Genomic DNA, 24,673 nt, shown 5'->3' with positions numbered 1-24,673 from the left:
GCAGGGCCTAGTGGGCCGGTGTGGCGCGCGCTTCCCCCTCGGCCGGGGCGGTGCTGTAGAGGATGTCCCGGTCCCACACCGTGAACCCGAGGCGCCGGTACATGGCCACGGCGGGGATGTTGTCTGCGTCGGTGTAGAGCATGACGGTGGCGAGACCCAGCCCGTGGAGGTAGTCGATGCCCTGGAGGGTCAGGACGCGCCCGAGGCCGCGGCCCTGTGCCTCGGGGACCACGCCGACCGCGTACACCTCGCCCAGCGCGCGGTGCTCGCCGTGGGCGGGGTGCACCTTGGTCCAGTGGAATCCGAGGATGCGGTCCTCGCCGTCGACCGCGAGGAAGAAGCCCTGCGGGTCGAACCATTCCTCGGCCATCCGCGCCTCCAGGTCGCTGCGCCGCAGCTGGCCCTGCTCGGGGTGGTGCGCGAACGCCGCGCGGTTCGCCGCGAGCCAGGCGTCCTCGTCCAGGCCGGGCTCGAAGGCACGGATCTGGACGCCTTCCGGCAGGGGCGGCGTCGACTCGTGCGGCCGGCGGACCAGGACCATCTTCCACAGTTCCCGCTCGGGGACGAACCCGTAGGCGGTGGCCAGCTCCGCGGCGGCCTCGTGGTTGCCATGGGACCAGGCCTTGAGGCCCGCGAGCCCGGTGGCGCCGCGCAGCTCCTTGATGGCCTCCACGAGCCGGACGCCCACGCCCTGGTTGCGGTAGTTCGGGTGGACGGCCAGCTCGACCACGCCGACGCCGTCCGCGCCGAAGGCGATGCCGGCGATCCCCGCGAGGTCCTCGGGCGCCGAGGATCCCGAGGTGTCGTCCAAGGCGTGCACGGCGACGGTCAGGATCTCCTCCGACCGGGTCTCCGGCGACTTCATCAGCACGGTGGTCTGCTCCGAGAGGGAGGGGTTGCCGTCGGCATCCTCGGCGGCCTCCAGCAGGGCCCGGGCCTCGGCCCACAGTGCCTGGGGGATGCGGCCCTCGACCACGGTGACTGGCCAATCCTGCGGGTATGCGCTGGTCATGGGAGCAAGGCTAGCGAACGGGCGGGTGAATCCGTACGGTTTGCCGGGCCCCGGGGCGTGCGGTAGAGTCATCGTCTGCCGCCGGGAAGCCGACGGGCAGGGGGGATCCACCAGTGGGGTGGCTTCGATACGTTCGACCCGTATGTCCTCCACCATGACGAAGGCCCCGCACACCAGTGCGGGGCCTTCGCCGTGCCGGTGACCTGGGCGGGCGCCGGAGCGTCAGGCTTCGCTCAGCTCGTCCTCGGCCAGGCGGGTGAGCGTGAGCCGATAGCCGACGTTCCGCACGGTGCCGATCAGGCCCTCGTGGTCGGTGCCCAGCTTCGCCCGGAGCCGCCGCACATGCACATCCACCGTCCGGGTCCCGCCGTAGTAGTCGTAGCCCCACACCTCGGTGAGGAGCTGCTGGCGGGTGAAGACCCGGCCGGGGTGCTGGGCGAGGTACTTGAGGAGCTCGAACTCCTTGAACGTCAGGTTGAGCGCCTCGCCGTTCACCTTGGCGGTGTAGCTCGCCTCATCGATCACGACGCCGGCCGCCCGGATCTCCGTCTCGGGCTCCTCCACCGCTGTGGCGCGGGAGGTGGCGAGGCGGATCCTGGCCTCGACCTCGGCGGGGCCGGCGGAGTCGAGCACGATGTCGTCGACGCTCCATGCCGGGGAGACGGCGGCCATCCCGCCCTCGGTGAGGACGAGGATGAGCGGTGCGCTGAGGCCGGTGGCCCGGAGCAGCTGCGTCAGCGAACGGGAGCCCACGAGGTCCTTGCGCGCATCCAGGAAGATGACGTCCGAGGGGTCCGCGTCCAAGAGGGCCGTCGGCTCGGCCGGGAGGATGTGCACCCGGTGGTTGAGCAGCTCGAGGGCGGGGAGGATGTCGACTGACGAGCCGGTGGCGTTCGTCAGGAGCAGGATGTGCGACATGGTTCCTCCGTAAGGATCTGTCTGCACTGCGTCGGGCAGCGGCCTATCTCGCCGATGAGCCGATTATAGGGCGCGCGGCCGCACCACCCACTGAGCACGTGTCACATTCGCACCCGACGTGAGGCAGGATGGCAGGGTGACTAGCGCAGACCAGAGGGCGGCCCGATGAGGGCGTGGACCCGCTCCGCGGCGGGCGGTGCCGTCGCGATCGCCGGCATCGCGGTCGCCGTCGGCACGGGCCTCGGAGGCACCGCGGCACAGTTCGCGGGCGTCGCCGCCGTGTCCGTCGTCGTCGGCTTCGGCTGGCCCCACTTCCTGGGCATCCCGGCGAAGAAGACGAACGGCGCGGTCATCTCCCTGGCCGGTATGGCCTCGGCCGCCGCGACGGCGTTCGTGCCCGGGCCGCAGTACCTCGCGTGGACGCCTCTGGCGATCGCCGTGGGCGTCATGGCCGTGGTGGTGGTCCAGCTCCTCCGGGGGACAGGCCAGAGCCATCGCCTCGAGTCCGCGTTCGGGGCGAGCGCCGGGGTGCTGCTGTGCGGCCTGGGCGCGGGGTGGATCGCGACCGCCCGTCTCACCGGCGCCGGGTCGATGCTCCTCGTCGCGGCCATCAGCACCGTGGTCGCGCTGCTGCTGGGCATGATCCGCTGGCCGGACACCATCATCGCGCCGGCCACCGTGGTCTTCGCCGGCCTCGCCGCCCCGCTCGCCGGACTCGTCCTGACCGACGTCGCAGTCCTCCCGGCGACGATCGCGGGCGTGGTGATCGGCGCGGTGCTCGCGGCCTTCCGCGCCCTCAACAGCGCCCGCCCGGACCGCCTGGCCGCCGCGGGCTTCGTCGCGATGGGCCTCGCGCCGGCGTTCGCCGTGGGTGCGATCGCCTATTTCCTGGACCGGATGCTGGTGGTCTGAGCCGCCCGGGGGCCGCGGCCGCTGTGGCGCCTCTCACGCTCGGGGGCCCTCCGCGAGGCGCTACGATGGCAGCTATGAGCGTTGCTGCCTTCGAGATCTTCTTCCTCGTCCTCCTTGCCGTCGCGTCCGTCTCCATGGCCTGGTTCGCCGGCCTCGTCGTGTGGAAGCTGTTCAAGGGCCAGCGCTGAGCTAGAGCCCCCTCCGTCCGCGGACAAGGAGCCAGTACGTGCCCATTGAGATCCCGTCCGGCCTCACCCCCGAGCTCGTCCCGCTGTCGTGGCTCATCGGGGAGTGGGAGGGCCGCGGCCGGCTCGGTGCGGGCGAGGGGGACGACGAGCACTTCGTCCAGCACGTCGAGTTCGCCCACAGCGGTTTCCCCTATTTGAAGTACACCGCGGAGAGCTGGCTCGCGGACGAGGACGGCAAGCGCATCCGGCCCCTCGCCACCGAGGCGGGGTACTGGCAGCTGGACCGTCCGGTCCAGGACGCCGACGGCGGCCCTGGGCTCAGGCCGCCGGACATCGTCCCGGCCTACACCTCCGCGGACGAGGTCGAGTCCCTGCGCAACAGCAGCGACGGCTTCGACATCACCGTGACGATCGTGCACCCGGGGAGCATCGCCGAGCTGTACTACGGCCAGATCCGTGGCCCCCAGATCCAGCTGAGCACCGACGCCGTGCTGCGGGGTGCCCACGCCCGGGACTACAAGGCGGCCACGCGCATCTTCGGGCTCGTCAACTCGGACCTCTTCTGGCGTTGGGATGTCGCCGCGGGCGGCGAGCCCCTCGCGCCGCACGCCTCCGCGATCCTCCACCGCGTCTCCCGGCCCGAATCCGGCCGCGCCCCCGCCGAGTAGCCGTCCCCTGCGGACGGCGGACTGCCGCGGCGGGAGTGAAATCGCCCCCGATCTCGTTGGAACGGATATGACCCAGGCTTCCCCCCTTATGGCACGACCCGGCGCGGTGGCCGCGCATGGCCCCGACGAGGGCGTCGCCGCCCACTACGGAGACCCGGTGCGGGAGCAGCGCGAGCTCGCCGGCGGCCGCGCGGCCGTGGACCTCTCCTACCGCGGCGTCGTCACGGTGGCGGGCCCCGACCGGCTCTCCTGGCTGACCACCCTCTCCTCGCAGCAGGTCTCCGGCCTGCTGCCGGGCCAGTCCAGCGAGCTGCTCCTGCTCAGCGTCCAGGGCCGCATCGAGTTCGATGCGCGTGTGCTGGACGACGGCGAGCGGGCGTGGCTCCTCGTCGAGGCCGGCGAGGCGCAGGGCCTCGCGGCGTGGCTCGAGTCCATGAAGTTCATGCTCCGCGTCGAGGTCGAGGATGTCTCGGCGCGCTGGGGCGTGCTGGGCGCGACGCGCCGCCTCGAGCTGCTCGCGCCGTTCGCCCCCGGCGGTCGCGGCCTGACGTGGGAGGACCCGTGGCCGCACGTCGCGGCCGGCGGCTTCAGCTACACCACGGTCGACGAGGCCCACCACCCCGGGCTCGAGCGTCCCTGGTTCGAGCACGTGGTGGAGCGCGCGCGCCTCGCCGAGGCGGCCGCCGCACTCGAGTCCGACGGCGTGGGGCTCGCCGGCACCATGGCCTCCGAGGCGCTGCGCATCGCCGCCTGGCGTCCCCGCTGGGGCCTCGAGACCGACGAGCGGACCATCCCGCACGAGCTCGACCTCCTCCGGACCGCCGTGCACCTCGCGAAGGGCTGCTACAAGGGCCAGGAGACGGTGGCCCGCGTGCACAACCTCGGGCACCCGCCGCGGCGGCTCACCCTTTTGCAGCTCGACGGGTCCGCACACACCCTCCCGGCGCCTGGCAGCGCCGTCGTCCCCGCGGGCGCGGACACCGGGGCGCGGCCGGTCGGCACTGTGACCTCGGCGGCCCTCCACCACGAGATGGGCCCGATAGCGCTCGCTGTGCTCAAGCGTTCCGTGGACCCCGGCGCCGCCCTCGTGGTGCGCGGCGAGGCCGACGGAGAGGAGTACGCGGCCGCCCAGGAAGTCATCGTCGCCCCCGACGCCGGCCAGGTCGTCGGCAGGCCCACTGGACTGCTCAGGAGGAACGCATGAGCGAGGACGCGCAGATCCCGGAGGACGTCGTCGCCCTCGCCGGGAAGCTCTTCGACGCCGCCCGCGCCGGGGACGGCCCCGTGCTGCGCGCCTACCTCGAGGCCGGCGCCCCGGCGACCCTCGTCAACCAGGCGGGGGACACGCTCGTCATGCTCGCCGCCTACCACGGCCACGCCGAGACGGTCCGCCTCCTGGGCGCGCACGGGGCGGACGTCGGGATGGCCAACGACCGCGGCCAGACCCCCCTCGCGGGCGCCGTGTTCAAGGGATACGCCGACGTGGTGGACGCCCTCCTCGACCTCGGCGCGGACCCCGACGCGGGCAGCCCCACCGCCCGGCAGGCGGCCCACATGTTCGGCCGAACGGACCTCATCGACAGGTTCGGCACCGCCGGCTGATCCCGCGAGGTCGCCCCGCGGCAGCGCGAGGTCCCCCCGTGGGTGGCCTCAGGCCCCGGCATGGGGAGTTCTCCCCGCGCCCTCGGCAGCGCGGGCGGCCCTTTGGTAACCTCGGGGTGCCGCCTGCCCTCTCGGGGAGGGCTGCGGCATCTGAACCGCAGGGGACCGGGCCGCCGATGATGCTGCCCGCGGGTGCGGCGAATCGACGGGAGAAGGCCAGTGCGACGAGCCGGGGGGCTGCGCCATCGGGCGACAAGGCTCGTTGTATCCACATCGATGGCCGTGGCCGCGGCCCTGCTCGCCGCCGCGGCGATCCTGTACCCGGGGTTCACCTCGGTGTCCGCCGACCTGAATGACGGCGGAGTCTGGGTGACCAACGGCTCCGTGAACATGGTGGGCCACCTCAACTTCTCCTCGAAGGTCCTCGACGGCGGCGTGTCCGCCCGCTCGGGCAGCTTCGACGTTGTCCAGCAGGGCCGCTCAGTCGCCGTCCAGGACAAGGGCGTCGCGACGCTGAGCCCCGTCGACGTCGCCGAGGTGCGCCTGGCCGGCGACCTCCCGTTCGCCGGCACGGGCAGCTCCGCGTTCGGCACGACGACGGCCGCCCTCGCCGACCCCGGCACCGGCCGGGTCTGGGCCCTCCCGCTTGACCGGCTCAGCGGCTTCACCCCCCAGAACACCGAGCCGACCGTCCAGGACCTCCCCGGCGCCGTGGCCACCGTGTCCGCCGAGAACGAGGTGATCGCGGTCTCGGCGGCGCGCACCGAGATCGTCCGCGTGCCGGAGAACGGCGATCCCACCTTCACCAAGCTCGACGGGCTCGCCACCTCCGCCAAGGTGCAGGTCGCCGCGGTGGGCGGAGACGTCGTCGTGCTCGACACCGGTGCGGGCACCCTGTTCCTCCCCAACGGCCAGCGCGTCACCCGCGACGACTTCCGCAACGCCCAGCTGCAGGACACCGGCCCCGCCGCCGACGCGGTTGCCGTGAGCACCGCAAAGGCCCTCGTCACCGTCCCGCTCGGCGGCGGTGACCCGCGGGTGCTCGAGGCAGCCGGGGGCCGCGCGGGGCTCCCCGCCCGACCCGTCCAGCAGGGCGGCTGCATCCACTCCGCCTGGGCCGGAACCGGCATCTACCTGCGCCAGTGCGGCGGCGGCCAGCCGGACCTCAAGGACATCCCCTCGGCGCGCCCCGACTCCGAGCTCGTGTTCCGGACCAATCGGGACCTCGTGGTCCTGAACGACGTCCACGGCGGCAACGTCTGGCTCGTCACCGAGCAGATGCAGCTCGTCAACAACTGGCAGGAGATCGTCCCCCAGAAGACGGTCAAGAACGGGGACAAGGAGGACTCCGCCGAGATCATGCTCCAGAAGGAGCTGCCCAAGCGGGACGAGGAGAACAAGCCGCCCACCGCCATGCCGGACGACTTCGGCGTGCGGCCCGGTCGGACCGTGATCCTGCCCGTGCTCCTCAACGACTCCGATCCGGACGGCGACGTCCTCACCGTGCGGCCCACGGGCCCGGCGGCCCACATCGGCGCGGTCCAGCCGATCTTCAACGGCGCGGCCCTGCAGATCGTCGTCGCGGCCGACGCGAAGGGCAACGACGCCTTCGAGTACGAGGTCTCCGACGGCCGCGGCGGCACCGCCACGGCCAAGGTCACACTCTCGGTCCGGGACAACGCGACGAACACGCCACCCCGGCAGATGCGGGCGAACACGATCGCGGTCGAGCAGGGCACCTCGGTCTCACAGAACATCCTGGGCGACTTCGTGGACCCCGACGGCGACGAGATGTTCCTCGCGGGCGCCACCACGTCCGGCACCGGCGACTCGGTGCGCTTCCAGCCCGACGGGACCATCACCTTCACCGACGGCGGCACCTCGCTCGGCAAGAAGGAGATCACCCTCAAGGTCTCCGACGGGCGAGACGTCACGGAGGCGACGATCACGGCGGACGTCCGCTCGCGCGGCTCCCTGCCGCCGCAGACCACCCCGGACCATGTCCGCACGGGCGTGGACGAGCCCATCGTCGTCTCGCCCCTCGCCAACGACATCGACCCCTCGGGGACCGGGCTGCGCCTGCTCAAGGTCGAGCCCGTCCCGGGACTCGACGTCGTCATGAACTCCGAGGACGGGACGTTCTCCGCGAAGGCCGCCGAGCCGAAGGTGTACTACGCGGTGTACCTCGCCTCGAACGGGTCGGCCACCGCCCAGGGGCTCGTCCGGATCGACGTCGAGGCGAAGTCGGCCGACGACGGCGCCCCCGTCGCCGTGCGCGACGTTGCCCTCCTCCCGTCCGGCGGGAACGTCCTGGTGGACCCGCTCGCGAACGACACCGATCCGGGCGGCGGCGTGCTCGTCGTGCAGTCGATCTCGCTGCCGCAGGACGCCCCGGTCACCGTCTCCGTCATCGACCACGCGATCCTGCGGATCACGGACACGCGGGGACTCAAGGAGCCGCTCTCCTTCGGCTACGTGGTCTCCAACGGCGACAAGACGGCCAGCTCGACCGTGACCGTGACCCCGGTGCCGCCGCCTGCCAAGCTCGACCCACCGGTCGCGAAGCCGGACTCGGTGGTGGTCCGGGCAGGCGACACCGTGACGATCCCCGTGCTCGCCAACGACTCGCACCCCAACGGGGCGCCCATCACGCTCGACCCCAAGCTCGTCGAGGTCCCGGACCCGGCCTCGGGCCACCTCTTCGTCGACCAGGACAAGCTGCGCTTCTCGGCCGGGCCGAACCCCGGGACCGTGTACGGCATCTACCAGGTCGTCGATCCGGCCGGGCAGAAGGACTCCGCGAAGGTCACCATCACCATCCGGCCGGCGGACCCCGCCCAGAACGGCATGCCCGTCCCCAAGAACCTCACCGCCCGCGTGCTCGCCGGCCATGCCGCGAAGGTCCCCGTCCCGCTCGACGGCGTCGATCCCGACGGGGATTCCGTGACCATCACCGGCATCGAGAAGCCCCCGGCGCTGGGCACCGCGATCGTCAAGGACGGGTACATCGAGTACACGGCGGCCAATGACGCCAGTGGCAAGGACACCTTCACCTACGTGGTCGACGACCGGTATGGCGGCCGCGGAGTCGCGACCGTCCTCGTCGGCGTCGCCGCCGTCCCGAACACCAACCAGAAGCCCATCCCGGGCGACGACAAGGTCTCCGTGCGTCCCGGGCGCCCGGTCTCCGTCGACGCGCTCGCGAACGACACCGACCCCGACGGCGACACCGTTCGTCTCGTCGCCGACGGATTCGAGCTCCCGCAGGGGACCACCGCGAGGGTGGACGAGGGACGCGTCGTCGTCACGCCGCCGTCTGCCCCCGGCACCGTCACCGCCCGCTACACGGTCGACGACGGCCGCGGCGGCCGGGCCGTCGGCAACATCATCGTCACGGTGGATCCGAACGCCCCGCTCAAGGCCCCGGTCGCCCGCGACGACCGGGTCAACCCCATGGACGTGGCCGGCAAGAAGACCTTCGCCGTGGACGTCCTCAAGAACGACGAGGATCCCGACGGCGTCGCGAGCGACCTCAAGGTGGCCATCCCGCCGAGCGCCGCGGCTCCGGGCACCACCGTGGACGGCGGGAGGGTGAACGTCGCGCTCACCGAGGCTCCCCAGGCCATCCCCTACACCGTCACCGACATGGACGGCCTTCAGGCCACCGCGATCATCTGGGTGCCGGGCCTGCGCGACCAGCGGCCGGTGCTCAAGACCCTCGATCCCGCGCACGCCAAGGCCGGGCAGCCGCTCGAGCTCAGGCTCGCCGACTACGTCACCGTGCGTCCGGGCAGGAGCGCGCGGATCACGGGGGAGAACGCCGTCTCCGCGGTCGCCGCCGACGGTTCCGGCCTCGTCAAGGACGCCGGCACCCTCCGCTACACCCCGCGGAAGGACTACGGGGGCCGTGCCTCCATCACGTTCGAGGCCACGGACGGCTCCGGCCCGGACGACTCCGACGGGCTCAAGAGCATCCTGACCGTCCCGATCGACGTCGAGCCGACCGCAGACAAGCCCAACACCGCGCCCACCTTCGCCACCAGCATCCTCGAGGCGGCCCAGGGCGAGGACGCCGGGCAGCTTGACCTCCGCGCAGCCACGACCGACCCGGACCCTGGCGACATCGACCGCGCCTCCTACAGGATCACCGGGGCGGCGCCCGAAGGCGTGGACGTTTCCCTCGACGGCTCGGTGCTCAAGGCCAAGGTCACCTCCGCCCAGCGCGGTACCTCCGGAAGGGTCGGCATCCAGGTCGACGACGGGCGCGGCGGGAAGGCCGACGGCACCGTCGAGGTGCGGGTAGTACGCTCGACCCGGCCGCTCGCCGTCGCCAATCCCGACGCGGTACCCGACGCCCAGGCGGGCAAGCCCGTCGACATCCCGGTCCTGGCCAATGACGCCAACCCGTTCCCCGGCAAGCCGCTCACAGTGGTCCGCGCGGGCGTCGGCAGCGGCGGCGGCGATGCCGGAGTCGAAGGCGACCACGTCGTCGTGACCCCCGCGGCGGGATTCCACGGCCAGCTGACGGGCACCTACCGTGTCGGAGACGCGACCGCGGACACCGAGCGCGAGGTCGAGGGCACGTTCACCGTGACGGTCCGCGACAAGCCGGACGCGCCGAGCGCCCCTGTCGTCGACGGCATGTCGAGCCGACAAGTGGTGCTGCATTGGGCCCCGCCGTCGAACAACGGCGCAGAGATCAGTGCGTACCGGGTCAACTACGCGGGCGGCAGCCAGGCCTGCCCCACGACCACCTGCACCGTCACTGGGCTCACCAACGGCACCAACTACACCTTCACTGTCGTCGCGACGAACGCCGTCGGCGATTCCGCACCGAGCCCCGCCTCGGCCCCCATCACTCCCGACGCCAAGCCGTCCCAGCCCGGACCTCCCGTGCTGTCCCGTGGCGACAAGAGCATCTCGATGACCTGGACCGCGCCCGCCAACGAGGGCACCCCGATCCAGAGCTACACGATCGAGCTCTCCTCCGAAGAGGGCGTCCAGCGCCGCACGGTCGGAGCGGTCACCCAGCTGAGCTGGACCGGCCTCACCAACGGCGTCGAGTACCGGGCGCGGATCCAGGCCAAGAACGGCGCCAAGGACCCGTCCGACTGGTCCGCGCTCTCGCCTGCCGCCAAGCCGGCAGGCGCCCCGCTCGCGCCCGCGGCACCGACGGCGACCCGCTCGACGTCGGCCGTCAACGGCGGCGTCGTCGACGTGGTGTGGGCCTCGGAACCCCTCAAGGACAACGGAGAGCCGGTGACGTCCTACGACGTGCTCGTCTACCGCGGCGGATCCGTCGCGAAGACGGTGACCGGAGTGGCCGGAACGCGCCAGCAGGTCACGGGCCTCGACAACTCCTCGACCTACACGTTCGCGCTCGTGGCCCACAACAATGTGGGCGCCTCGCCGCAGGGTGCCCGCAGCAACCCGGTGACGCCGTACGGGCGTCCGGGCGCGGTCACCAACCTGAGTGCGACGCCGGCGAATACCACGGGCAGCGGCAACCAGGTCCAGCTCGCCTTCAGCCCCGCCGCATCCAACGGTGACCCGATCTCCGGCTACCAGTACTCGGTCGACGGAGGCAGCAGCTGGAGCGGGCTGGCCTCGAACAAGATCGTCGGCGGCCTGCAGAATGGCACGGGGTACTCGTTCCTGGTGCGCGCGGTGAACTCCGCCGGCCCCGGGCCCAACAGCAACGCCGCGTCCGCCAACCCGTACGGCCAGCCGAAGACCCCGGTGGCCAACGCCGCGACCAACGGCATCCACGTGGACATGACCTGGAACACCGGCGGGTACAACAACGGCCGGCCCAGCACCGTCACCGTGACGATCGACGGCAGCGCCGCGGCCAACGACGGCGCCGCCACCGTGGGCAACGGGCCCGACGAGGCGCACTCGATCACCGTCAGGGCCTGCGTCCAGGGCGAGCCGACGAACTGCTCGAGCACGTCAGACTCCGCGCGCACTGCCTCGCCGAGCGCGACCCTCGCGCAGGGCCCGCGTGCGAATGATCCGCAGTGCACGTCCAACGCGTGCTACTACTTCGACGTCACGGGCAGGAACTTCCACCCCAATACCCGGGTGAGCGTCCAGTGCTGGATCGACAACCCCACGCACGTGTTCGCGTCCTACACCCACGTCACCGACGCCAACGGGTATTTCCGGGACAACCAGCACTGCTTCCTCGGCAAGAACAACATCAATCCGTGGAGCAAGGGCTGGGCGACCCTCGACGACGGCAGGGGCGGAACAGCCACGACCAACGACGCCACCTGGTAGCAGTGATGCCCGCCGCACCGGCCTGCCCGCCGAGGTCGCCCCGCGGACAGGGTCAATCGTGCGGGAGCGAGACTGCCGCGTACCGGCCCTGTGCCTGGATCCCGAGGGAGTCGGCCAGGCGCAGGCCGGCGAGTGCGTGGGACGGGACGGCGGCCTGCACGATGAGGCCGTCCGCCAGTGCCTCGTGCGCCGCGACTGAGGCGGCAAGCAGCCCCAGGCCGCGGCCCCGCAGCGAGGGGGCGACGAGCACCCCGAGGTCGGCGAGCAGGCCGTCCTGCACGGAGTAGGCGGCGCAGGCGCCGGGTCCCTCCGGGAGCATGATCGTGAACCGGTGGTCGCGGTCGGTGAGGCCAGCGGACGTGACATCGTCGGGCGGGCAGCGCATCTCGAGCTCGATCGCCTCGGGCGCCCCGCGTGAGACCTGCGGCTCGGTGTCCGGCTGCTCGAGCGGCAGGTCGTCGGCGAAGCCGAGCACCGCGGTGCGCAGCCCGTGGGCGCGCGGGCCGGCGGCCCGCAGGAGCGCGCCACCTTCGAGGAGCTCCTCGGCGTCGAGTTCGGCCGCCGCCTCCACGAGCCCGGTGGGGCCCACCAGGGCGAGCTGGCCGAAAAGGACGACGGCGACCAGCTCGGAAGCGCCGTCGTGGCGCCCGAGGAGGGTGCCGCCGTCGTCCGCGAAGCTCAGGTCGGGGAGGCCGAGCCGGCGCGCCCAGGCCAGCCGGACGATGCCCCGGCTGCCGGCGTAGAACGTCTGAGACACCACAGTGCGTCCGTCCGTCAGCCGAACAGGACGGCGGCCTCGTCGTAGCGGTGCTGGGGCACGACCTTGAGCCGGCCGAGGGCCTCCTCGAAGCCCACGTGCGCGATCTCGGTGCCGTGCAGGGAGACCATGGTGCCCCAGCGGCCCTCCACGACGGAGTCGATGGCGGCCATGCCGAGGCGGGTGGCCAGGACGCGGTCGAACGCGGTGGGGACGCCGCCGCGCTGGATGTGGCCGAGGATCGTGGCACGGGTCTCGATGCCGGTGCGCGCCTCGATCTCCGGCGCGAGCTGCTCGGCGATGCCGCCCAGGCGCGGGCGGCCGAACGTGTCGAGGCCGCGCTCCGAGTGCGGGGCGTCCATGCCCTCGAGCACGAACCCCTCGGCGACGACGACGAGCGGGGCGCGGCCGCGGTCGCGGGCTAGCTTCACCCACGTGGCGATCTGGTCCATGGTGACCTTGTGCTCGGGGATGAGGATCGCGTGGGCGCCGGAGGCCATCCCGGAGTGCAGGGCGATCCAGCCGACGTGGCGGCCCATGACCTCGGCGATCATGCAGCGGTGGTGGGATTCGCCGGTGGTGCGGAGGCGGTCGATCGCTTCGGTGGCGATCTCCACGGCGGTGTCGAAGCCGAAGGTGTAGTCGGTGGCGTCGAGGTCGTTGTCGACGGTCTTGGGCACGCCGACGATCTTTAGGCCCGCGTCCGTGAGGCGCCGCGCGGCCGCGAGGGTGCCCTCGCCGCCGATCGCGATGATGGCGTCGATCCCGAGGCGCTCCATGTGGGCCTTGATGACGTCGGGGCCGCCGTTGTTCTCGAAGGGGTTGGTGCGCGAGGTCCCGAGGATGGTGCCGCCCTGCTTGGCGATGCCGCGGACCGAGGTGCGCGGCAGGTCGATGACGTCGCCCTCGACCACCCCGCGCCAGCCGTCCCGATAGCCCACGAACTCCTGGCCGTGCACGGCGATGCCCTTGAGCACCGCCCCGCGGATGACGGCGTTGAGGCCGGGGCAGTCGCCGCCGGAGGTGAGGATGCCGATCTTCATGCAGGGGCCTTCCCGTCGGGTGCGGCCGGGCCATGGGGCGGCGGGCCGTCGGTGGTGTGCTTGAGGCGCCCCGTTGAGCCCACGCCGATTGTAGCCGCGGCCTGTTGGTGATGCACGCCACAGAAAGCGGCGGCCGCTCCGTGACGGAGCGGCCGCCGCTGCGGGCCGGTTCACGCAGTCAGGTCATGCGGTCAGGTCACGCGGCCGGGCCGCCGGCACCGGGTCCCACTGGCCCGCCGCCGGGGCCGCCGGGGCCGACGCTCTTGGGCCGGAGCCACTCTTCGAGGATGATCCTGCCGCCCTGGTCGGGGATCACGATCCACGCCGCAAGGTAGACGAGCACCGCGGGCCCGGGGAGGAGGCAGAGGATCACGAAGACGATCCGCACGAAGGCGGGGTCCACGTTGAGCCTGTCGGCGATGCCGCCGAGCACGCCGCCGACGATGCGCCGCGGGCCGCGCCTGAGGCCCATCGAGCGGAGTGAGTCGAAGAACTTGTCCATGGTCTCTCCCTGGGGTGTGAAGGGTTGATGTGATGCTGCTCGGTCTTCAGTGGTGCAGGCGGTCATGCGGTCCTGTGTCCTCAGTCTGTCGGTCCCTGGCCTTCGCCGCGAGGGCCGAGGGTCTCATACGGGCTCGGGCCGGGTCCGGCCGCCGGCTGGGAGGTGCCCGCGTCGGACGGGGTGCCCGCCGCGTCGTCGTCCGGGAGGGCCCGGCGCCGCCGGGCGGCGAGCACGCCGCCGACCACGAGGCCGAGCCCGGCGAGGAGCAGGACGCCCGCCGCCGCGTACCCGGGGTCGATGGTCAGCCAGCCGAGGCGGTTGGCGAACATGAGCGCTCCCATGACGATCACCACTGCTCCCCACACGATGGTTCCGACGGCCGGACCGGAGACTTCTGGCCGGCTCTGCTGCTGGGTGCTCATGTCAGTGCTCCTCGTTGATGGTGACCGAGCTGAGGGTCGCGTCGAGTTCGACGACGAGCGCGGGCCCGGTCGTGCCGGAGTTGTACGTGGTGGTGTCGTGCCGGCTGATGCCGGTGAAGCTCTGGCCGTTGGCGGTGACGTCCGCGAGCGTCGTGGACGTGCGCACCTCGACGGGGACGTCCTTGGGGACGGTGATCGTCAGGTCGCTCATCGTCGCCTTGACCGGGACCACGGCCTGCGACGCGAGCGGGCGCGGGCTGTCGAGGGCGGAGAGGTCCAGACTGCCCCTCGACATGGCGATGTCGTAGCCCTTCGCGGCCTCCTGGAGGCTCGTGGGGGAGGAGGCGATCGGGCGGGAGTGCACGCTCGCGAGGCGGTCGGCCCCCTGCGAGACGGCGCTGCCCACGAGGGCGACGATGGCGAACACGGTCAGGATCCCGGCCCGGCGCCCGCGGAGGCCGGAGACGAGGATGCCGACGCCGAGGACCACCACGACGGCCGTCCAGACCGCCCCGGCCGAGAGCGGCAGCACGCCCGTGGCGATGAGGGCGCCGAGGGTGCCGGCCGCGAGCGCCGCCGCGCCGAGCACCACGAGCACGTACGGGGCGGAGGGACGGGGGCGCCGCGGCGGGCGCGCCACGGTCCGGACCGGAGCGTAGGGGCCGGCGTAGTAGGGGCCGCCGTAGTGGGGGCCACCGTAGGACGCTGCGCCGTAGTACGGCGGGGCGGGCTGCGCCGGGGCCGCCTGCGGTGCCCCGTAGTAGGGCACGCCGTCGGCGGCGGGGAAGCCGCCGGAAGTGTGGGCGTCGCCGTACGACGGCGGGGTCCCCGGCTTGGCATAGGCGGCGTCGCCGGCGCTCGGCACGCCCGCAGCGAAAAGGCCGTCCTGGCCGGCTTCGGCCGGCTGTGGCGACGGCGACGGCGACGGTGTGGGCGGCGTCGTCGGCGGAACCATGGCGCCGGGGCCGTGCGCCTCGGCCTCCCGGTATGCGGTGCGCCGCCGGCTCCCGCGCACGACGCTGAAGATCGCGAAGCCCACCACGGCGATCCAGAACAGGCCCCAGAAGGCTCCGCCGATCCCGCGGTCGCCGAACCAGAACCCCGCGCGGGCACCGCCGAGGCCGATGACCGTGACGATGATGCCGCCGGTCATGCCCGCCGTCCAGCGGCCGTGGCCGGCCTCCTGGGCGTGGATGCGGCCGTCGGGCTCGGGCAGGAGGAGCCAGAGGAGGCCGTAGGCGAGGACGCCCACGCCGAGGAAGATCGCGGCGACGATGAAGAGGCCGCGGACCAGGATGGGGTCGACGCCCCAGCGGTGGGCCAGGCCGCTCGCGACTCCGCCCATCCAGCGGTCGCTGCCGCGGACGATCCCGAGGCCGCGGATCCAGCCGAAGAAGTCGCCCCCGCGCGGCGGGAGCGGACGGGGTGCAGGGCCCTGGCCGCCCGTGGGGCGCGCCTCGGGGCCGGGCTGCGGAAGGGGGTCCGGCTGCTCGCCGGGGGACTGTTCGGTGCTCATGCCTCCATCCTTCCGCCGGGACCCGCGCGCACCCATGGGGGGAGACCCTGAACGAACCCTGAACGGACCCCGGGAACGCGGCCGCGGGCCCCCTGAGGGCAGGCAACAGTGCTTGGATGGAACCATGAACGCCGTGCCCGTCCGCCCTCCCCTCGTGCGGGGAGACGACCGCCTCATCGCAGGGGTCTGCTCAGGGCTCGCGCGGCACCTCGGGATGCGCACCGACGTGGTGCGCTGGATCATGGCCGGCGCCGCGTTCCTCGGCGGGGCCGGGATCGTCCTCTACGGCTGGCTGTGGGTCATGGTGCCGACGGCGGCCGAGGCACAGCGCCGTGCCGCCCGCCGGCCCGCGTCGCCCATCGCGCCTGCGGTGTCCGAGCCGGTCATCGCCCCGGCCGCGCCCAGGGCCCCGCACGTGCCGCGGTACGCGCGCGAGGTGCTGCTCGGCGTCGTCCTCCTCCTCGGTGCGGTGGCGCTGGGCGGGTCCCTCATCGGGGTGCAGGTGCCGCTGGACACGATCGTGCCGGTGGCCGCCATCCTCGGCGGGGCGGCGCTGGCGTGGATGCAGCTGGACGAGGCGCGGCGCGAGCGGCTCGTCCGCGGTGCCGGGGGCGAGCGCTGGACGGGCTGGCTGCGACTGGGGGCCGGGCTCGCGCTCGTCGTGGCCGGGGTGACCCTGGCGGTGTCGGGGAGCCAGTGGAACGTCCTGGGGATGGCACTGCTGGCCTCCTTCGCGGTGCTCGCCGGGGTCGCCCTCGTGCTGCTGCCCTGGGGCGTGAAGTTCTGGCGCGAGCTGGGCGTGGAGCGGGCAGCGCGCGTGCGGGAGGAGGAGCGCGCGGAGATCGCCGCCCACCTGCACGATTCGGTCCTGCAGACCCTGGCCCTCATCCAGCGCCGCGCCGGCAGCGAGGCGGACGTGACGCGGCTCGCCCGAGCCCAGGAGCGCGAGCTGCGCGAGTGGCTCTACCGGGATGCCCGCTCCGGCGAGGGCACCTTCGCGGACCGGATCGCCGCGCTCGCAGGCGAGGTCGAGGACCTGCACGGCGTCCCCATCGACGTGGTCACAGTCGGCGAGCCCGAGGCCACCCGGACCGGCGGCACGTCCGCGCGGGACCGCCAGGATGCCCTCCTCCAGGCCGCCCGCGAGGCCATGCTCAATGCGGTCCGCCACGGTGCCGGCCCCGTCTCGGTCTACGCGGAGACGGGCAAGGACGCCACCGAGGTCTTCGTGAAGGACCGTGGTGACGGCTTCGACCCCGACGCCGTGCCCGAGGACAGGCTTGGCGTGCGGGAGTCCATCGTCGGGCGCATGCGCCGACACGGGGGCGAGGCCGCGATCGTGAGCGGGCCGGACGGCACGGAGGTGCGGCTGCGGCTGCCCAGGACGGAGGAGACATGAGCACCGAACCGGGGCAGGAGGCCGTGGACGTCGTCATCGTGGACGACCACACCATCTTCCGCTCGGGCCTGAAGGCCGACCTCGACGAGCGCGTGCGCGTCGTCGGCGAGGCGGGGACCGTCGAGGGCGCGGTCGAGGCGATCGAGCAGCTCCGTCCGCGCGTCGTCCTGCTCGACGTGCACCTCCCGGGCGGCCTCGGCGGGGGAGGACGCGAGGTGCTCACGCGCTGCGCGCCGCTCCTGCAGACCGTGCGCTTCCTCGCGCTGAGCGTCTCGGACGCGGCCGAGGATGTCGTCTCCGTGATCCGCGCCGGCGCCCGGGGCTACGTCACCAAGACCGCCTCGGGCCGCGAGATCACCGACGCCGTGCTGCGCGTCGCGGAGGGCGACGCCGTCTTCTCGCCCCGACTCGCCGGCTTCGTCCTGGACGCGTTCGGCACCCAGTCCGTGGCCGACGACGAGCTCGACAAGCTCTCCGCCCGCGAGCTCGACGTCATGCGCCTGATCGCCCGCGGCTACTCCTACAAGGAGACCGCGAAGGAGCTGTTCATCTCGGTCAAGACGGTCGAGACCCACGTCTCGGCCGTGCTCCGCAAGCTCCAGCTGACCAATCGGCACGAGCTCTCCCGCTGGGCCGCCGACCGCCGCATCTGGTAGCCCCGCCCCCTTACGGGCGACGGCGAAGGCCGCCTCCCGGGGGAGGCGGGCCTTCGCCGTCGTGCGCTGCGGGAGCCCGGGCGCCCTACTTCGCGGTCGCGAGGAGCTCCTGGATGCGGCCCACGCCCTCAGCGAGGTCGTCGTCGCCGAGCGCATAGGAGAGGCGCACGAACCCGCTCGGGCCAAAGGCCTCGCCGGGGACGATCGCCACCTCGACCTTGTCGAGGATGAGGGCCGCGAGCTCGGCCGAGGTAGCCGGGCGGATCCCGGCGATCTCCCTGCCGAGGATCCCGCGCACATCCGGGTAGACGTAGAAGGCGCCCTTCGGCGTCGGGCAGTTCACGCCCTCGATCGCGGAGAGCATGCCCACCATCGTCTTGCGCCGGCGGTCGAACGCGGCCTTCATCTCCTCGACGGCGTCGAGCGGGCCCGACACGGCCGCGAGGGCCGCCATCTGCGAGACGTTGGCCACGTTGCTCGTCGCGTGCGACTGGAGGTTCGTGGCCGCCTTGATGACGTCGGCCGGGCCGATCATCCAGCCCACGCGCCAGCCGGTCATCGCGTAGGTCTTGGCGACGCCGTTGAGGATCACGACCTTGTCCCCGAGCTCCGGGGCCGCGGTCGCGATCGAGGTGAACGGCACGCCGTCGTAGGTGAGGTGCTCGTAGATCTCGTCGGTGACCACCCACAGGCCCTTCGACGCGGCCCACTGGCCGATCTCCTTGACCTGCTCGGGGGAGTACACGGCGCCGGTGGGGTTGGACGGCGAGACGAACAGCAGGATCTTGGTGCGCTCGGTGAGCGCGGCCTCCAGCTGGTCCACCGTGACGAGGTAGCCCTGCTCGGGCCCGGCGAAGACCTCGACCGGGACGCCGCCGGCGAGGCGGATGGCCTCGGGGTAGGTGGTCCAGTACGGGGTGGGCAGCAGCACCTCGTCGCCCGGGTCGAGCAGCGTGGCGAAGGTGTTGTAGACCGCCTGCTTGCCGCCGTTGGTGACCAGCACCTGGGACGCCTCGGCCTCATAGCCGGAGTCCCGCCTTGTCTTCGCGGCGATGGCGGACTTGAGCTCCGGCAGGCCGCCGGCCGGGGAGTACCGGTGGAACCGCGGCTGGCGGGCGGCCTCGATGGCGGCGTCCACGATGTACTGCGGGGTCGGGAAGTCCGGCTCGCCGGCGCCGAAGCCGATCACCGGGCGTCCGGCGGCCTTGAGGGCCTTCGCCTTCGCGTCGACGGCCAGGGTGGCGGATTCTGCGATGGATCCGATGCGCTGGGAGACGCGGGCGGAGGTCATGGGGCATTCCTTCTTCTCGGCGGGCTGGTGCTACCTACTCTAGGCGCTCGGGCCCGTGCGGGACCGGGCGCCCGCGTCCCGGTTCGACGCCGGCTGCGATTGTGCGTAGACTTGATCCTCGGCGCCGGAAACGGTGCGTGGTCTCCTCTGCCGGGACGCTGCTGGGCGCGGCCCCGCGGGATCCTTGGTAAGGTAGTCCACGGCGATTCCGCCGTCAGGTGGATTCCACCGAAGGGCAGTGGCGCAATTGGTAGCGCAGCGGTCTCCAAAACCGCAGGTTGCAGGTTCGAGTCCTGTCTGCCCTGCGCAGGAACGCAGCCCGGCTCCGTCCGGGCTGTTCCAGCACCCACAGAACGGATCCGGCGGGGAAGTCCTGCGGGCAGAGCGAGTGAGCGAGGAATCGGTTGACCGAAACAGCTTCAAGCAGTTCGGGCCGCCCCAAGCAGGCCAGGAAGCTTGGCTTCTTCGGCCGGATCGCGCTCTTCGTCCGGCAGGTGATCGGCGAGCTCCGCAAGGTCGTCACGCCGACCCGTCAGGAGCTGGTGAACTACACGCTCGTGGTGCTGGGGTTCGTCATAGTGATGATGGTGGTCGTGTTCGTCCTCGACTTCCTCTTCGGGACCGGCGTCGGCTGGGTCTTCGGCGGGACGTCCACCACCAACTAGGCCTGGGTCCGCAGACCGCTGGCCCGGAACCGGGAGACCGGGACGGGGCAGGGTGTGCGGATGAGCCATTTAAGTCGCAACGAGTAAGTCGCACGAGGAAAGCAGGAGACTAAGTGTCTGAGCACGAGCTCGAGGATCGCGGGACCGAGCACGAGGAGTCGGCCTTCGAGCCCGCCTTCTCCGACGCCGCTGCGCCCGTTGCCCCTGCCGCTTCCCCCGACGAGGCCGGCGACGACGAGGCCCTCTCCGAGACGGCCGAGGCCGAAGAGGCCCCGGCCGAGGAGGCCGAGGCTGAGGAAGCCGAGGAGGCTCCCGCTGAGGAGGCCGCCCCTGCTGGAGAGGCCGCGCACGACGACGCGGCCGTCTCGGGCGAGGACGTCGCCGAGGGCGCGGAGGCCACCGAGGAGATCGACCCGGCCGAGGCCGCCGCGAAGGCGGCCGAGGACTTCCGCGCCAAGCTGCGCCGCCAGCCGGGCGACTGGTACGTCATCCACTCCTACGCGGGCTACGAGAACCGCGTGAAGTCGAACCTCGAGACCCGCATCCAGACGCTGGACATGGAAGACTACATCTTCGAGATCCAGGTCCCGATGGAGGAAGTCGTCGAGATCAAGAACGCCCAGCGCAAGATCGTGAACCGGGTCCGCATCCCCGGCTACGTGCTGGTGCGCATGGACCTCACCGACGCCTCGTGGGGCGCCGTCCGCCACACTCCGGGCGTCACCGGCTTCGTGGGGAACGCCCACAACCCGGTCCCGCTGACCCTCGACGAGGTCTTCTCGATGCTCGCCCCGGTGTTCGAGCAGGAGCAGGCCGCCGAGGCGAAGGCCGCTGGCAAGGCGGGCCAGAAGGCCCAGGCCGCGCCGGTCGCCGTGGACTTCGAGGTCGGCGAGTCGGTCATCGTCAAGGAGGGCCCGTTCGAGACCCTCCCCGCGACCATCTCGGAGATCAAGCCCGAGTCGCAGACCCTCGTGGTCCTCGTCTCGATCTTCGAGCGCGAGACCCCCGTGACGCTCGCGTTCAACCAGGTCGCCAAGATCTAGGACGCCCCGAGCGGGGGACGCCGTACAATTGAAGACTTCGCCCCGGGACCGGATGCCTACCGGTGCCGGGGCGGTCGACTGCCTCGCCATGGCGGTCACCACCTGGGCGGCGCTCCTGCTGCTCCAGGAAGCGTCAGGAAGAAAAGGACCCTACATTGGCTCCCAAGAAGAAGGTCACCGGCCTCATCAAGCTGCAGATCCAGGCAGGCGCCGCCAACCCGGCCCCGCCGATCGGTCCTGCGCTCGGCCAGCACGGTGTCAACATCATGGAGTTCTGCAAGGCGTACAACGCCGCGACGGAATCCCAGCGCGGCAACGTCATCCCGGTGGAGATCACGGTCTACGAGGACCGCTCCTTCACCTTCATCACCAAGACCCCGCCGGCCGCTGAGCTGATCAAGAAGGCCGCGGGCGTGCAGAAGGGCTCCGCGACCCCGCACACCGTGAAGGTCGCCAAGCTCTCCGACGCCCAGGTCGAGGAGATCGCCAAGACCAAGCTCGAGGACCTCAACGCCAACGACGTCGAGGCCGCGAAGAAGATCATCGCCGGCACCGCCCGCTCCATGGGCATCACCGTCGAGGGCTAGTACCTCACCCCCCCATTCATCAACGACGCACGGCGAGTCCCGCCGTCGTCCGTGGCAGGGCCGAGCGCGGCCCACAATGACCACACCTGCACAAGGAGATCGAGAGCAGCATGGCAAAGCGCAGCAAGGCATACAAGGCAGCGGCCGAGAAGATCGAGGCCGGCAAGGTCTACGCCCCGGCCGAGGGCGTGGCCCTGGCCAAGGAGATCAACCCGTCGAAGACGGACGCGACGGTTGAGGTCGCGTTCCGCCTCGGCGTCGACCCGCGCAAGGCGGACCAGATGGTCCGCGGCACGGTCATCCTCCCGCACGGCACGGGCAAGACCGCCCGCGTCGTCGTCTTCGCGACCGGCGACAAGGCGGCAGCCGCCGAGGCCGCCGGCGCCGACGTGGTGGGCTCGGACGACCTGATCGAGCGCATCCAGGGCGGCTGGACGGACTTTGACGCCGCCGTGGCGACCCCGGAGCTCATGGGCAAGGTCGGCCGCCTCGGCAAGATCCTCGGCCCGCGCAACCTCATGCCGAACCCGAAGACCGGCACGGTGACCCCGGACGTGGCGAAGGCCGTGAACGAGATCAAGGGCGGCAAGATCGACTTCCGCGTCGACAAGCACTCGAACCTGCACTTCATCATCGGCAAGACCTCGTTCGACGCGCGCCAGCTCGCCGAGAACTACGCGGCCGCGCTCGACGAGGTGCTCCGCCTCAAGCCGTCCGCCTCGAAGGGCCGCTACATCCAGAAGGCCACCGTCGCCACGACGTTCGGCCCCGGCGTCCAGGTCGACCCGAACGCCACCAAGGTGATCCTCGAGGGCTGATCCACCTCACTCGCACCGCTGGCGAGGGCCTCCTTCCACCTGTGGAAGGGGGCCCTCGTGCGTTCCGGCGGTGCCCGGAGGGGCGCGGCTAGACTGGCGCACATGAGCGCTGACTACCGCATCGAGCGGCTGCGCCTGCCCCCGAGCCTCGCGGGGCCGGGGGCCGAGGAGTTCCTGGAGTTCTCGCGCCTCACGGATGCCGTGCAGCGGCAGATCTGGGGCCACGAGGACCGCTGCTCGCCGCCGGAGTACCGCCTGCGGGTGTGGCGGGACTCGCCGTACGACGAGACGGTGCTGTTCTTCGCCCGCGCGGGCGGGAGGATGGCCGGCCGTGCCTGGTGCCGGGTGTCCCTCAAGGAGGACCTGGACCGCGCCACGGTGCGCGCCGAGGTCCTGGATGAGTTCTCGCGGCGGGGGCTGGGGCGTGCCCTGCTGGAGGCCGCCCTCGAGGAGGCACGACGCCGGGGCCGCACCGTGGTGGACGCGTTCACCGAGCACCCCGTCCGCGCCTCTGACCCGGACGGCTCCGGCGCGCCGACGGCAGGTGCCGAGGCCGTGGTGCCCTCGACCGGCACCGGGGTTCTCCCGGCGGGGGAGCGGCCGGTGCGGTTCGCCCGTGCGGCCGGGTTCTCGTTGAACCAGGTGGTGCGCTTCAGCGAGCTGGACCTCGCAGAGCACGACGGCGGGTGGCCGGCCCTCGCGGCGGCGGCCTCCTCGAAGGCCTGGGCGGAGTACGAGCTCATGATCTGGGAGGGCGTCCCGCCCGAGCACCGGGCAGGGATGGCCGAGCTGTTCGCCCGCATGTCGGTGGACGCGCCCCAGGGCGAGTCGCGCACGGATGCGGCGGTCTGGGACGCAGAGCGCGTCGCTGCGCTGGAGCGCATGCTCGCCGAGGCCGGGACGGTGCCGCTGTACGCGGCGGCGCGCCACCGGGCCACGGGCCGGTTCGCGGCCTACACCTCGCTGTGGGTCCGGCGGGGCAAGGAGGCCGTCGCCGACCAGGACGACACCCTCGTGGCCAGCGGCCACCGCGGCCGGTCGCTCGGGATGTGGGTCAAGCTCGCGAACCTGGCCCAGTACCGCTCCAAGTACCCGGCCGCGCGGAAGGTCGTGACCTTCAACGCCGAGGAGAACGCGCACATGCTCGCCATCAACGAGGCGATCGGCTTCCGGCCCGCGGGGCACGACGGCGAGTGGTACCGGAGCCTGCCGTGAGCCGCCGCGACGCCGAGCCGGCGCACAGCCCGTCGCGCGAACGGCCCTCGCCCGAGCCCACCGCGACCGCCGTGGAGGCGCGGGCCCTCGCCACCGGCCTCGTCGCCGCGCTGGCCGGCCTCGTGCTGGCGCTCGGCGCCTTCGTCGGGCGCCGGCCGGCCCTCTCGGGGGACCACGGGGTGGGGGACGTCGCCGCCCTCGTGGCCGGGGTCGCGGCCCTCGTCGCGTTCCCGGTCGCCTACCGGCGCTCGTATGGCGACCCGGACCGTCGCTGGCTTGCCGACCGGCCCCTGTGGCGGAGGCTGCTGGGCACCGTGGCGCTCGCGTTCGCGCACGCGGCGATCGCCTTCATGGTGGCGTGGGCCAGCTTCCAGATCTTCCAGCGCGCCTTCACCGGGCTGACGCTGGACGCCTTCGCGGCGTCCCTCCTGACCGCGGTGTCGGCGGCCCTCGCGGCCTACACCGCCTACCAGTCGGGCTCGCGCATGGACAGCTACGCGCTCTCGAACCTGCTCGCGACCTTCCTGGGCGCGGGCATCCTGACCTCGATGGTGACCACCACGCGCCCCAACTGGTGGCAGGTGAACTTCAGTGTGCTCGGCGCCGCGGACTACGGGGTGGCCCTGGCCTTCAACGCGACCCTCGTGACGGCCGGGGTCGTCATCGCGCTCCTGGCGGAGTACATGACGCGCGACCTGCGCGCCCTCGACGCCCATCGGAGCCGCGCCGGCCTGACTGCGGCCCGCACGCGCGAGCGGCCGCTGCTCACCTGCCTCGTGCTGATGGGCGCCCTGCTCGCGTGCACCGGCCTCGTCCCGGTGGACGTGTTCATCCCCGCCCACAACACCCTCGCGACGTCCATGGCGGCCACGTACACCCTGCTCCTCGTGCGCGCCCCCGCGTGGGTCCCCGGGCTGAGCCGGACCTTCTACGCCGCCGGCTACGCGATGCTCGGCGCCGCCGTGATCTCCGTGATGCTCTGGTGGCCGCTCGGCTACTACAACATGACCGCGATGGAACTCGTCGTCGCCGGCGTCGTGCTGGCCTGGCTCGTCCTCTTCACCCGCAACGTCGCGGCCGCGGTCGAGGACGTGCGGCGCCACGAGGACGCCGCCTGAATCACGCCTCGAATTAGCGCATATTTCCCTTCGCCAGCAGACAATCCCTTCACGGGCCG

Annotated in this window: 21 protein-coding genes and 1 tRNA gene; 14 read left to right on the top strand and 8 right to left on the bottom strand. The window is 72.3% G+C overall.

Annotated features, from left to right (window positions below; genetic code table 11):
• Nucleotides 1–7 precede the first annotated feature (7 nt).
• Nucleotides 8–1,012: a mycothiol synthase gene (gene mshD / locus J2W20_RS03515; RefSeq protein WP_307004576.1), complete on the bottom strand. Its 1,005-nt coding sequence runs from the start codon at nt 1,010–1,012 to the stop codon at nt 8–10.
• A gap of 222 nt (nt 1,013–1,234) precedes the next feature.
• Entirely contained in the window at nt 1,235–1,930 is a 696-nt protein-coding gene (locus J2W20_RS03510; protein ID WP_307004574.1) for a winged helix-turn-helix transcriptional regulator, read from the bottom strand.
• Between the two features lie 165 nt (nt 1,931–2,095).
• Here J2W20_RS03510 and J2W20_RS03505 point away from each other — a divergent pair, with 165 nt between their 5' ends.
• The 5 genes from J2W20_RS03505 (at nt 2,096) to J2W20_RS03485 (ending at nt 11,582) form a co-directional block, all read left to right on the top strand.
• Nucleotides 2,096–2,842 carry a permease gene (locus J2W20_RS03505; RefSeq protein WP_307004572.1) on the top strand — a complete coding sequence of 249 codons (747 nt, stop codon included), beginning with the start codon at nt 2,096–2,098 and terminating at the stop codon, nt 2,840–2,842.
• 226 nt (nt 2,843–3,068) lie between these two features.
• Nucleotides 3,069–3,698: an FABP family protein gene (locus J2W20_RS03500; protein WP_307004571.1), complete on the top strand. Its 630-nt coding sequence runs from the start codon at nt 3,069–3,071 to the stop codon at nt 3,696–3,698.
• A gap of 67 nt (nt 3,699–3,765) precedes the next feature.
• Nucleotides 3,766–4,902, top strand: a complete 1,137-nt coding sequence (gene ygfZ / locus J2W20_RS03495) for a CAF17-like 4Fe-4S cluster assembly/insertion protein YgfZ (protein ID WP_307004569.1) — start codon at nt 3,766–3,768, stop codon at nt 4,900–4,902.
• Nucleotides 4,899–5,300, top strand: coding sequence for an ankyrin repeat domain-containing protein (locus J2W20_RS03490; protein WP_307004567.1), 402 nt, complete (start codon nt 4,899–4,901; stop codon nt 5,298–5,300). The genes ygfZ and J2W20_RS03490 overlap by 4 nt, the downstream gene beginning before the upstream one ends.
• Nucleotides 5,301–5,576: 276 nt before the next feature.
• Complete coding sequence (locus tag J2W20_RS03485; protein WP_307004565.1) at nt 5,577–11,582, top strand: Ig-like domain-containing protein; 6,006 nt, start codon at nt 5,577–5,579, stop codon at nt 11,580–11,582.
• Nucleotides 11,583–11,634: 52 nt separating this feature from the next.
• Here J2W20_RS03485 and J2W20_RS03480 read toward each other — a convergent pair whose 3' ends face one another.
• The 5 genes from J2W20_RS03480 to J2W20_RS03460 form a co-directional block, all read right to left on the bottom strand.
• Complete coding sequence (locus tag J2W20_RS03480) at nt 11,635–12,342, bottom strand: GNAT family N-acetyltransferase (protein WP_307004563.1); 708 nt, start codon at nt 12,340–12,342, stop codon at nt 11,635–11,637.
• Nucleotides 12,343–12,356: 14 nt separating this feature from the next.
• On the bottom strand, nt 12,357–13,382 hold the full coding sequence (locus J2W20_RS03475; protein ID WP_307004562.1) for a 6-phosphofructokinase: 1,026 nt from the start codon (nt 13,380–13,382) through the stop codon (nt 12,357–12,359).
• A gap of 196 nt (nt 13,383–13,578) precedes the next feature.
• Nucleotides 13,579–13,884: a PspC domain-containing protein gene (locus tag J2W20_RS03470; RefSeq protein WP_307004560.1), complete on the bottom strand. Its 306-nt coding sequence runs from the start codon at nt 13,882–13,884 to the stop codon at nt 13,579–13,581.
• 80 nt (nt 13,885–13,964) lie between these two features.
• Nucleotides 13,965–14,306: a hypothetical protein gene (locus tag J2W20_RS03465; RefSeq protein ID WP_307004558.1), complete on the bottom strand. Its 342-nt coding sequence runs from the start codon at nt 14,304–14,306 to the stop codon at nt 13,965–13,967.
• A gap of 1 nt (nt 14,307) precedes the next feature.
• The gene (locus J2W20_RS03460; RefSeq protein ID WP_307004555.1) at nt 14,308–15,822 is read right to left on the bottom strand and encodes a PspC domain-containing protein; all 1,515 of its coding nucleotides are present in this window, start codon (nt 15,820–15,822) and stop codon (nt 14,308–14,310) included.
• A gap of 124 nt (nt 15,823–15,946) precedes the next feature.
• On the opposite strand from J2W20_RS03460, the gene J2W20_RS03455 reads away from it, so the two are divergent.
• Nucleotides 15,947–17,221: an ATP-binding protein gene (locus J2W20_RS03455; protein WP_307004553.1), complete on the top strand. Its 1,275-nt coding sequence runs from the start codon at nt 15,947–15,949 to the stop codon at nt 17,219–17,221.
• Entirely contained in the window at nt 17,218–17,877 is a 660-nt protein-coding gene (locus J2W20_RS03450) for a LuxR C-terminal-related transcriptional regulator (RefSeq protein ID WP_307004552.1), read from the top strand. The genes J2W20_RS03455 and J2W20_RS03450 overlap by 4 nt, the downstream gene beginning before the upstream one ends.
• A gap of 85 nt (nt 17,878–17,962) precedes the next feature.
• On the opposite strand, the gene J2W20_RS03445 is transcribed toward J2W20_RS03450, so the two are convergent.
• On the bottom strand, nt 17,963–19,168 hold the full coding sequence (locus J2W20_RS03445; RefSeq protein WP_307004550.1) for a pyridoxal phosphate-dependent aminotransferase: 1,206 nt from the start codon (nt 19,166–19,168) through the stop codon (nt 17,963–17,965).
• Nucleotides 19,169–19,400: 232 nt separating this feature from the next.
• Here J2W20_RS03445 and J2W20_RS03440 point away from each other — a divergent pair.
• From J2W20_RS03440 to J2W20_RS03410, 7 genes are all read left to right on the top strand, one after another.
• A tRNA-Trp gene (locus tag J2W20_RS03440) sits at nt 19,401–19,473 on the top strand.
• 99 nt (nt 19,474–19,572) lie between these two features.
• Complete coding sequence (gene secE / locus J2W20_RS03435; RefSeq protein WP_307004549.1) at nt 19,573–19,833, top strand: preprotein translocase subunit SecE; 261 nt, start codon at nt 19,573–19,575, stop codon at nt 19,831–19,833.
• A gap of 113 nt (nt 19,834–19,946) precedes the next feature.
• Nucleotides 19,947–20,876 (top strand): transcription termination/antitermination protein NusG, encoded by a 930-nt coding sequence (gene nusG, locus J2W20_RS03430; RefSeq protein ID WP_307004548.1) that lies wholly within the window; start codon nt 19,947–19,949, stop codon nt 20,874–20,876.
• Nucleotides 20,877–21,031: 155 nt separating this feature from the next.
• Nucleotides 21,032–21,463, top strand: coding sequence for a 50S ribosomal protein L11 (gene rplK / locus J2W20_RS03425; protein ID WP_066499596.1), 432 nt, complete (start codon nt 21,032–21,034; stop codon nt 21,461–21,463).
• 110 nt (nt 21,464–21,573) lie between these two features.
• Complete coding sequence (rplA, locus tag J2W20_RS03420; protein WP_307004545.1) at nt 21,574–22,281, top strand: 50S ribosomal protein L1; 708 nt, start codon at nt 21,574–21,576, stop codon at nt 22,279–22,281.
• A 102-nt stretch (nt 22,282–22,383) separates the two neighbouring features.
• On the top strand, nt 22,384–23,496 hold the full coding sequence (locus tag J2W20_RS03415; protein ID WP_307004543.1) for a GNAT family N-acetyltransferase: 1,113 nt from the start codon (nt 22,384–22,386) through the stop codon (nt 23,494–23,496).
• Nucleotides 23,493–24,614, top strand: coding sequence for a hypothetical protein (locus tag J2W20_RS03410; RefSeq protein ID WP_307004542.1), 1,122 nt, complete (start codon nt 23,493–23,495; stop codon nt 24,612–24,614). The genes J2W20_RS03415 and J2W20_RS03410 overlap by 4 nt, the downstream gene beginning before the upstream one ends.
• Nucleotides 24,615–24,673 lie beyond the last annotated feature (59 nt).

It is taken from the genome of Sinomonas atrocyanea, assembly GCF_030812675.1.
GTDB lineage: Bacteria > Actinomycetota > Actinomycetes > Actinomycetales > Micrococcaceae > Sinomonas > Sinomonas atrocyanea_B.
The sequence above is the reverse complement of the archived record's forward strand: the minus strand, read 5'-3'. Positions and strand labels throughout refer to the sequence as shown.

Bases quoted from the DNA above. Each gene is read 5' to 3' on its own strand.
- ygfZ (WP_307004569.1), top strand. From the start codon at position 3,766: ATGACCCAGGCTTCCCCCCTTATGGCACGACCCGGCGCGGTGGCCGCG.
- J2W20_RS03455 (WP_307004553.1), top strand. From the start codon at position 15,947: ATGAACGCCGTGCCCGTCCGCCCTCCCCTCGTGCGGGGAGACGACCGC.
- J2W20_RS03485 (WP_307004565.1), top strand. From the start codon at position 5,577: ATGGCCGTGGCCGCGGCCCTGCTCGCCGCCGCGGCGATCCTGTACCCG.
- J2W20_RS03510 (WP_307004574.1), bottom strand. From the start codon at position 1,930: ATGTCGCACATCCTGCTCCTGACGAACGCCACCGGCTCGTCAGTCGAC.
- J2W20_RS03445 (WP_307004550.1), bottom strand. From the start codon at position 19,168: ATGACCTCCGCCCGCGTCTCCCAGCGCATCGGATCCATCGCAGAATCC.
- J2W20_RS03475 (WP_307004562.1), bottom strand. From the start codon at position 13,382: ATGAAGATCGGCATCCTCACCTCCGGCGGCGACTGCCCCGGCCTCAAC.
- J2W20_RS03490 (WP_307004567.1), top strand. From the start codon at position 4,899: ATGAGCGAGGACGCGCAGATCCCGGAGGACGTCGTCGCCCTCGCCGGG.
- J2W20_RS03460 (WP_307004555.1), bottom strand. From the start codon at position 15,822: ATGAGCACCGAACAGTCCCCCGGCGAGCAGCCGGACCCCCTTCCGCAG.
- J2W20_RS03470 (WP_307004560.1), bottom strand. From the start codon at position 13,884: ATGGACAAGTTCTTCGACTCACTCCGCTCGATGGGCCTCAGGCGCGGC.
- J2W20_RS03450 (WP_307004552.1), top strand. From the start codon at position 17,218: ATGAGCACCGAACCGGGGCAGGAGGCCGTGGACGTCGTCATCGTGGAC.
- J2W20_RS03415 (WP_307004543.1), top strand. From the start codon at position 22,384: ATGAGCGCTGACTACCGCATCGAGCGGCTGCGCCTGCCCCCGAGCCTC.
- J2W20_RS03505 (WP_307004572.1), top strand. From the start codon at position 2,096: ATGAGGGCGTGGACCCGCTCCGCGGCGGGCGGTGCCGTCGCGATCGCC.
- rplA (WP_307004545.1), top strand. From the start codon at position 21,574: ATGGCAAAGCGCAGCAAGGCATACAAGGCAGCGGCCGAGAAGATCGAG.
- J2W20_RS03465 (WP_307004558.1), bottom strand. From the start codon at position 14,306: ATGAGCACCCAGCAGCAGAGCCGGCCAGAAGTCTCCGGTCCGGCCGTC.
- mshD (WP_307004576.1), bottom strand. From the start codon at position 1,012: ATGACCAGCGCATACCCGCAGGATTGGCCAGTCACCGTGGTCGAGGGC.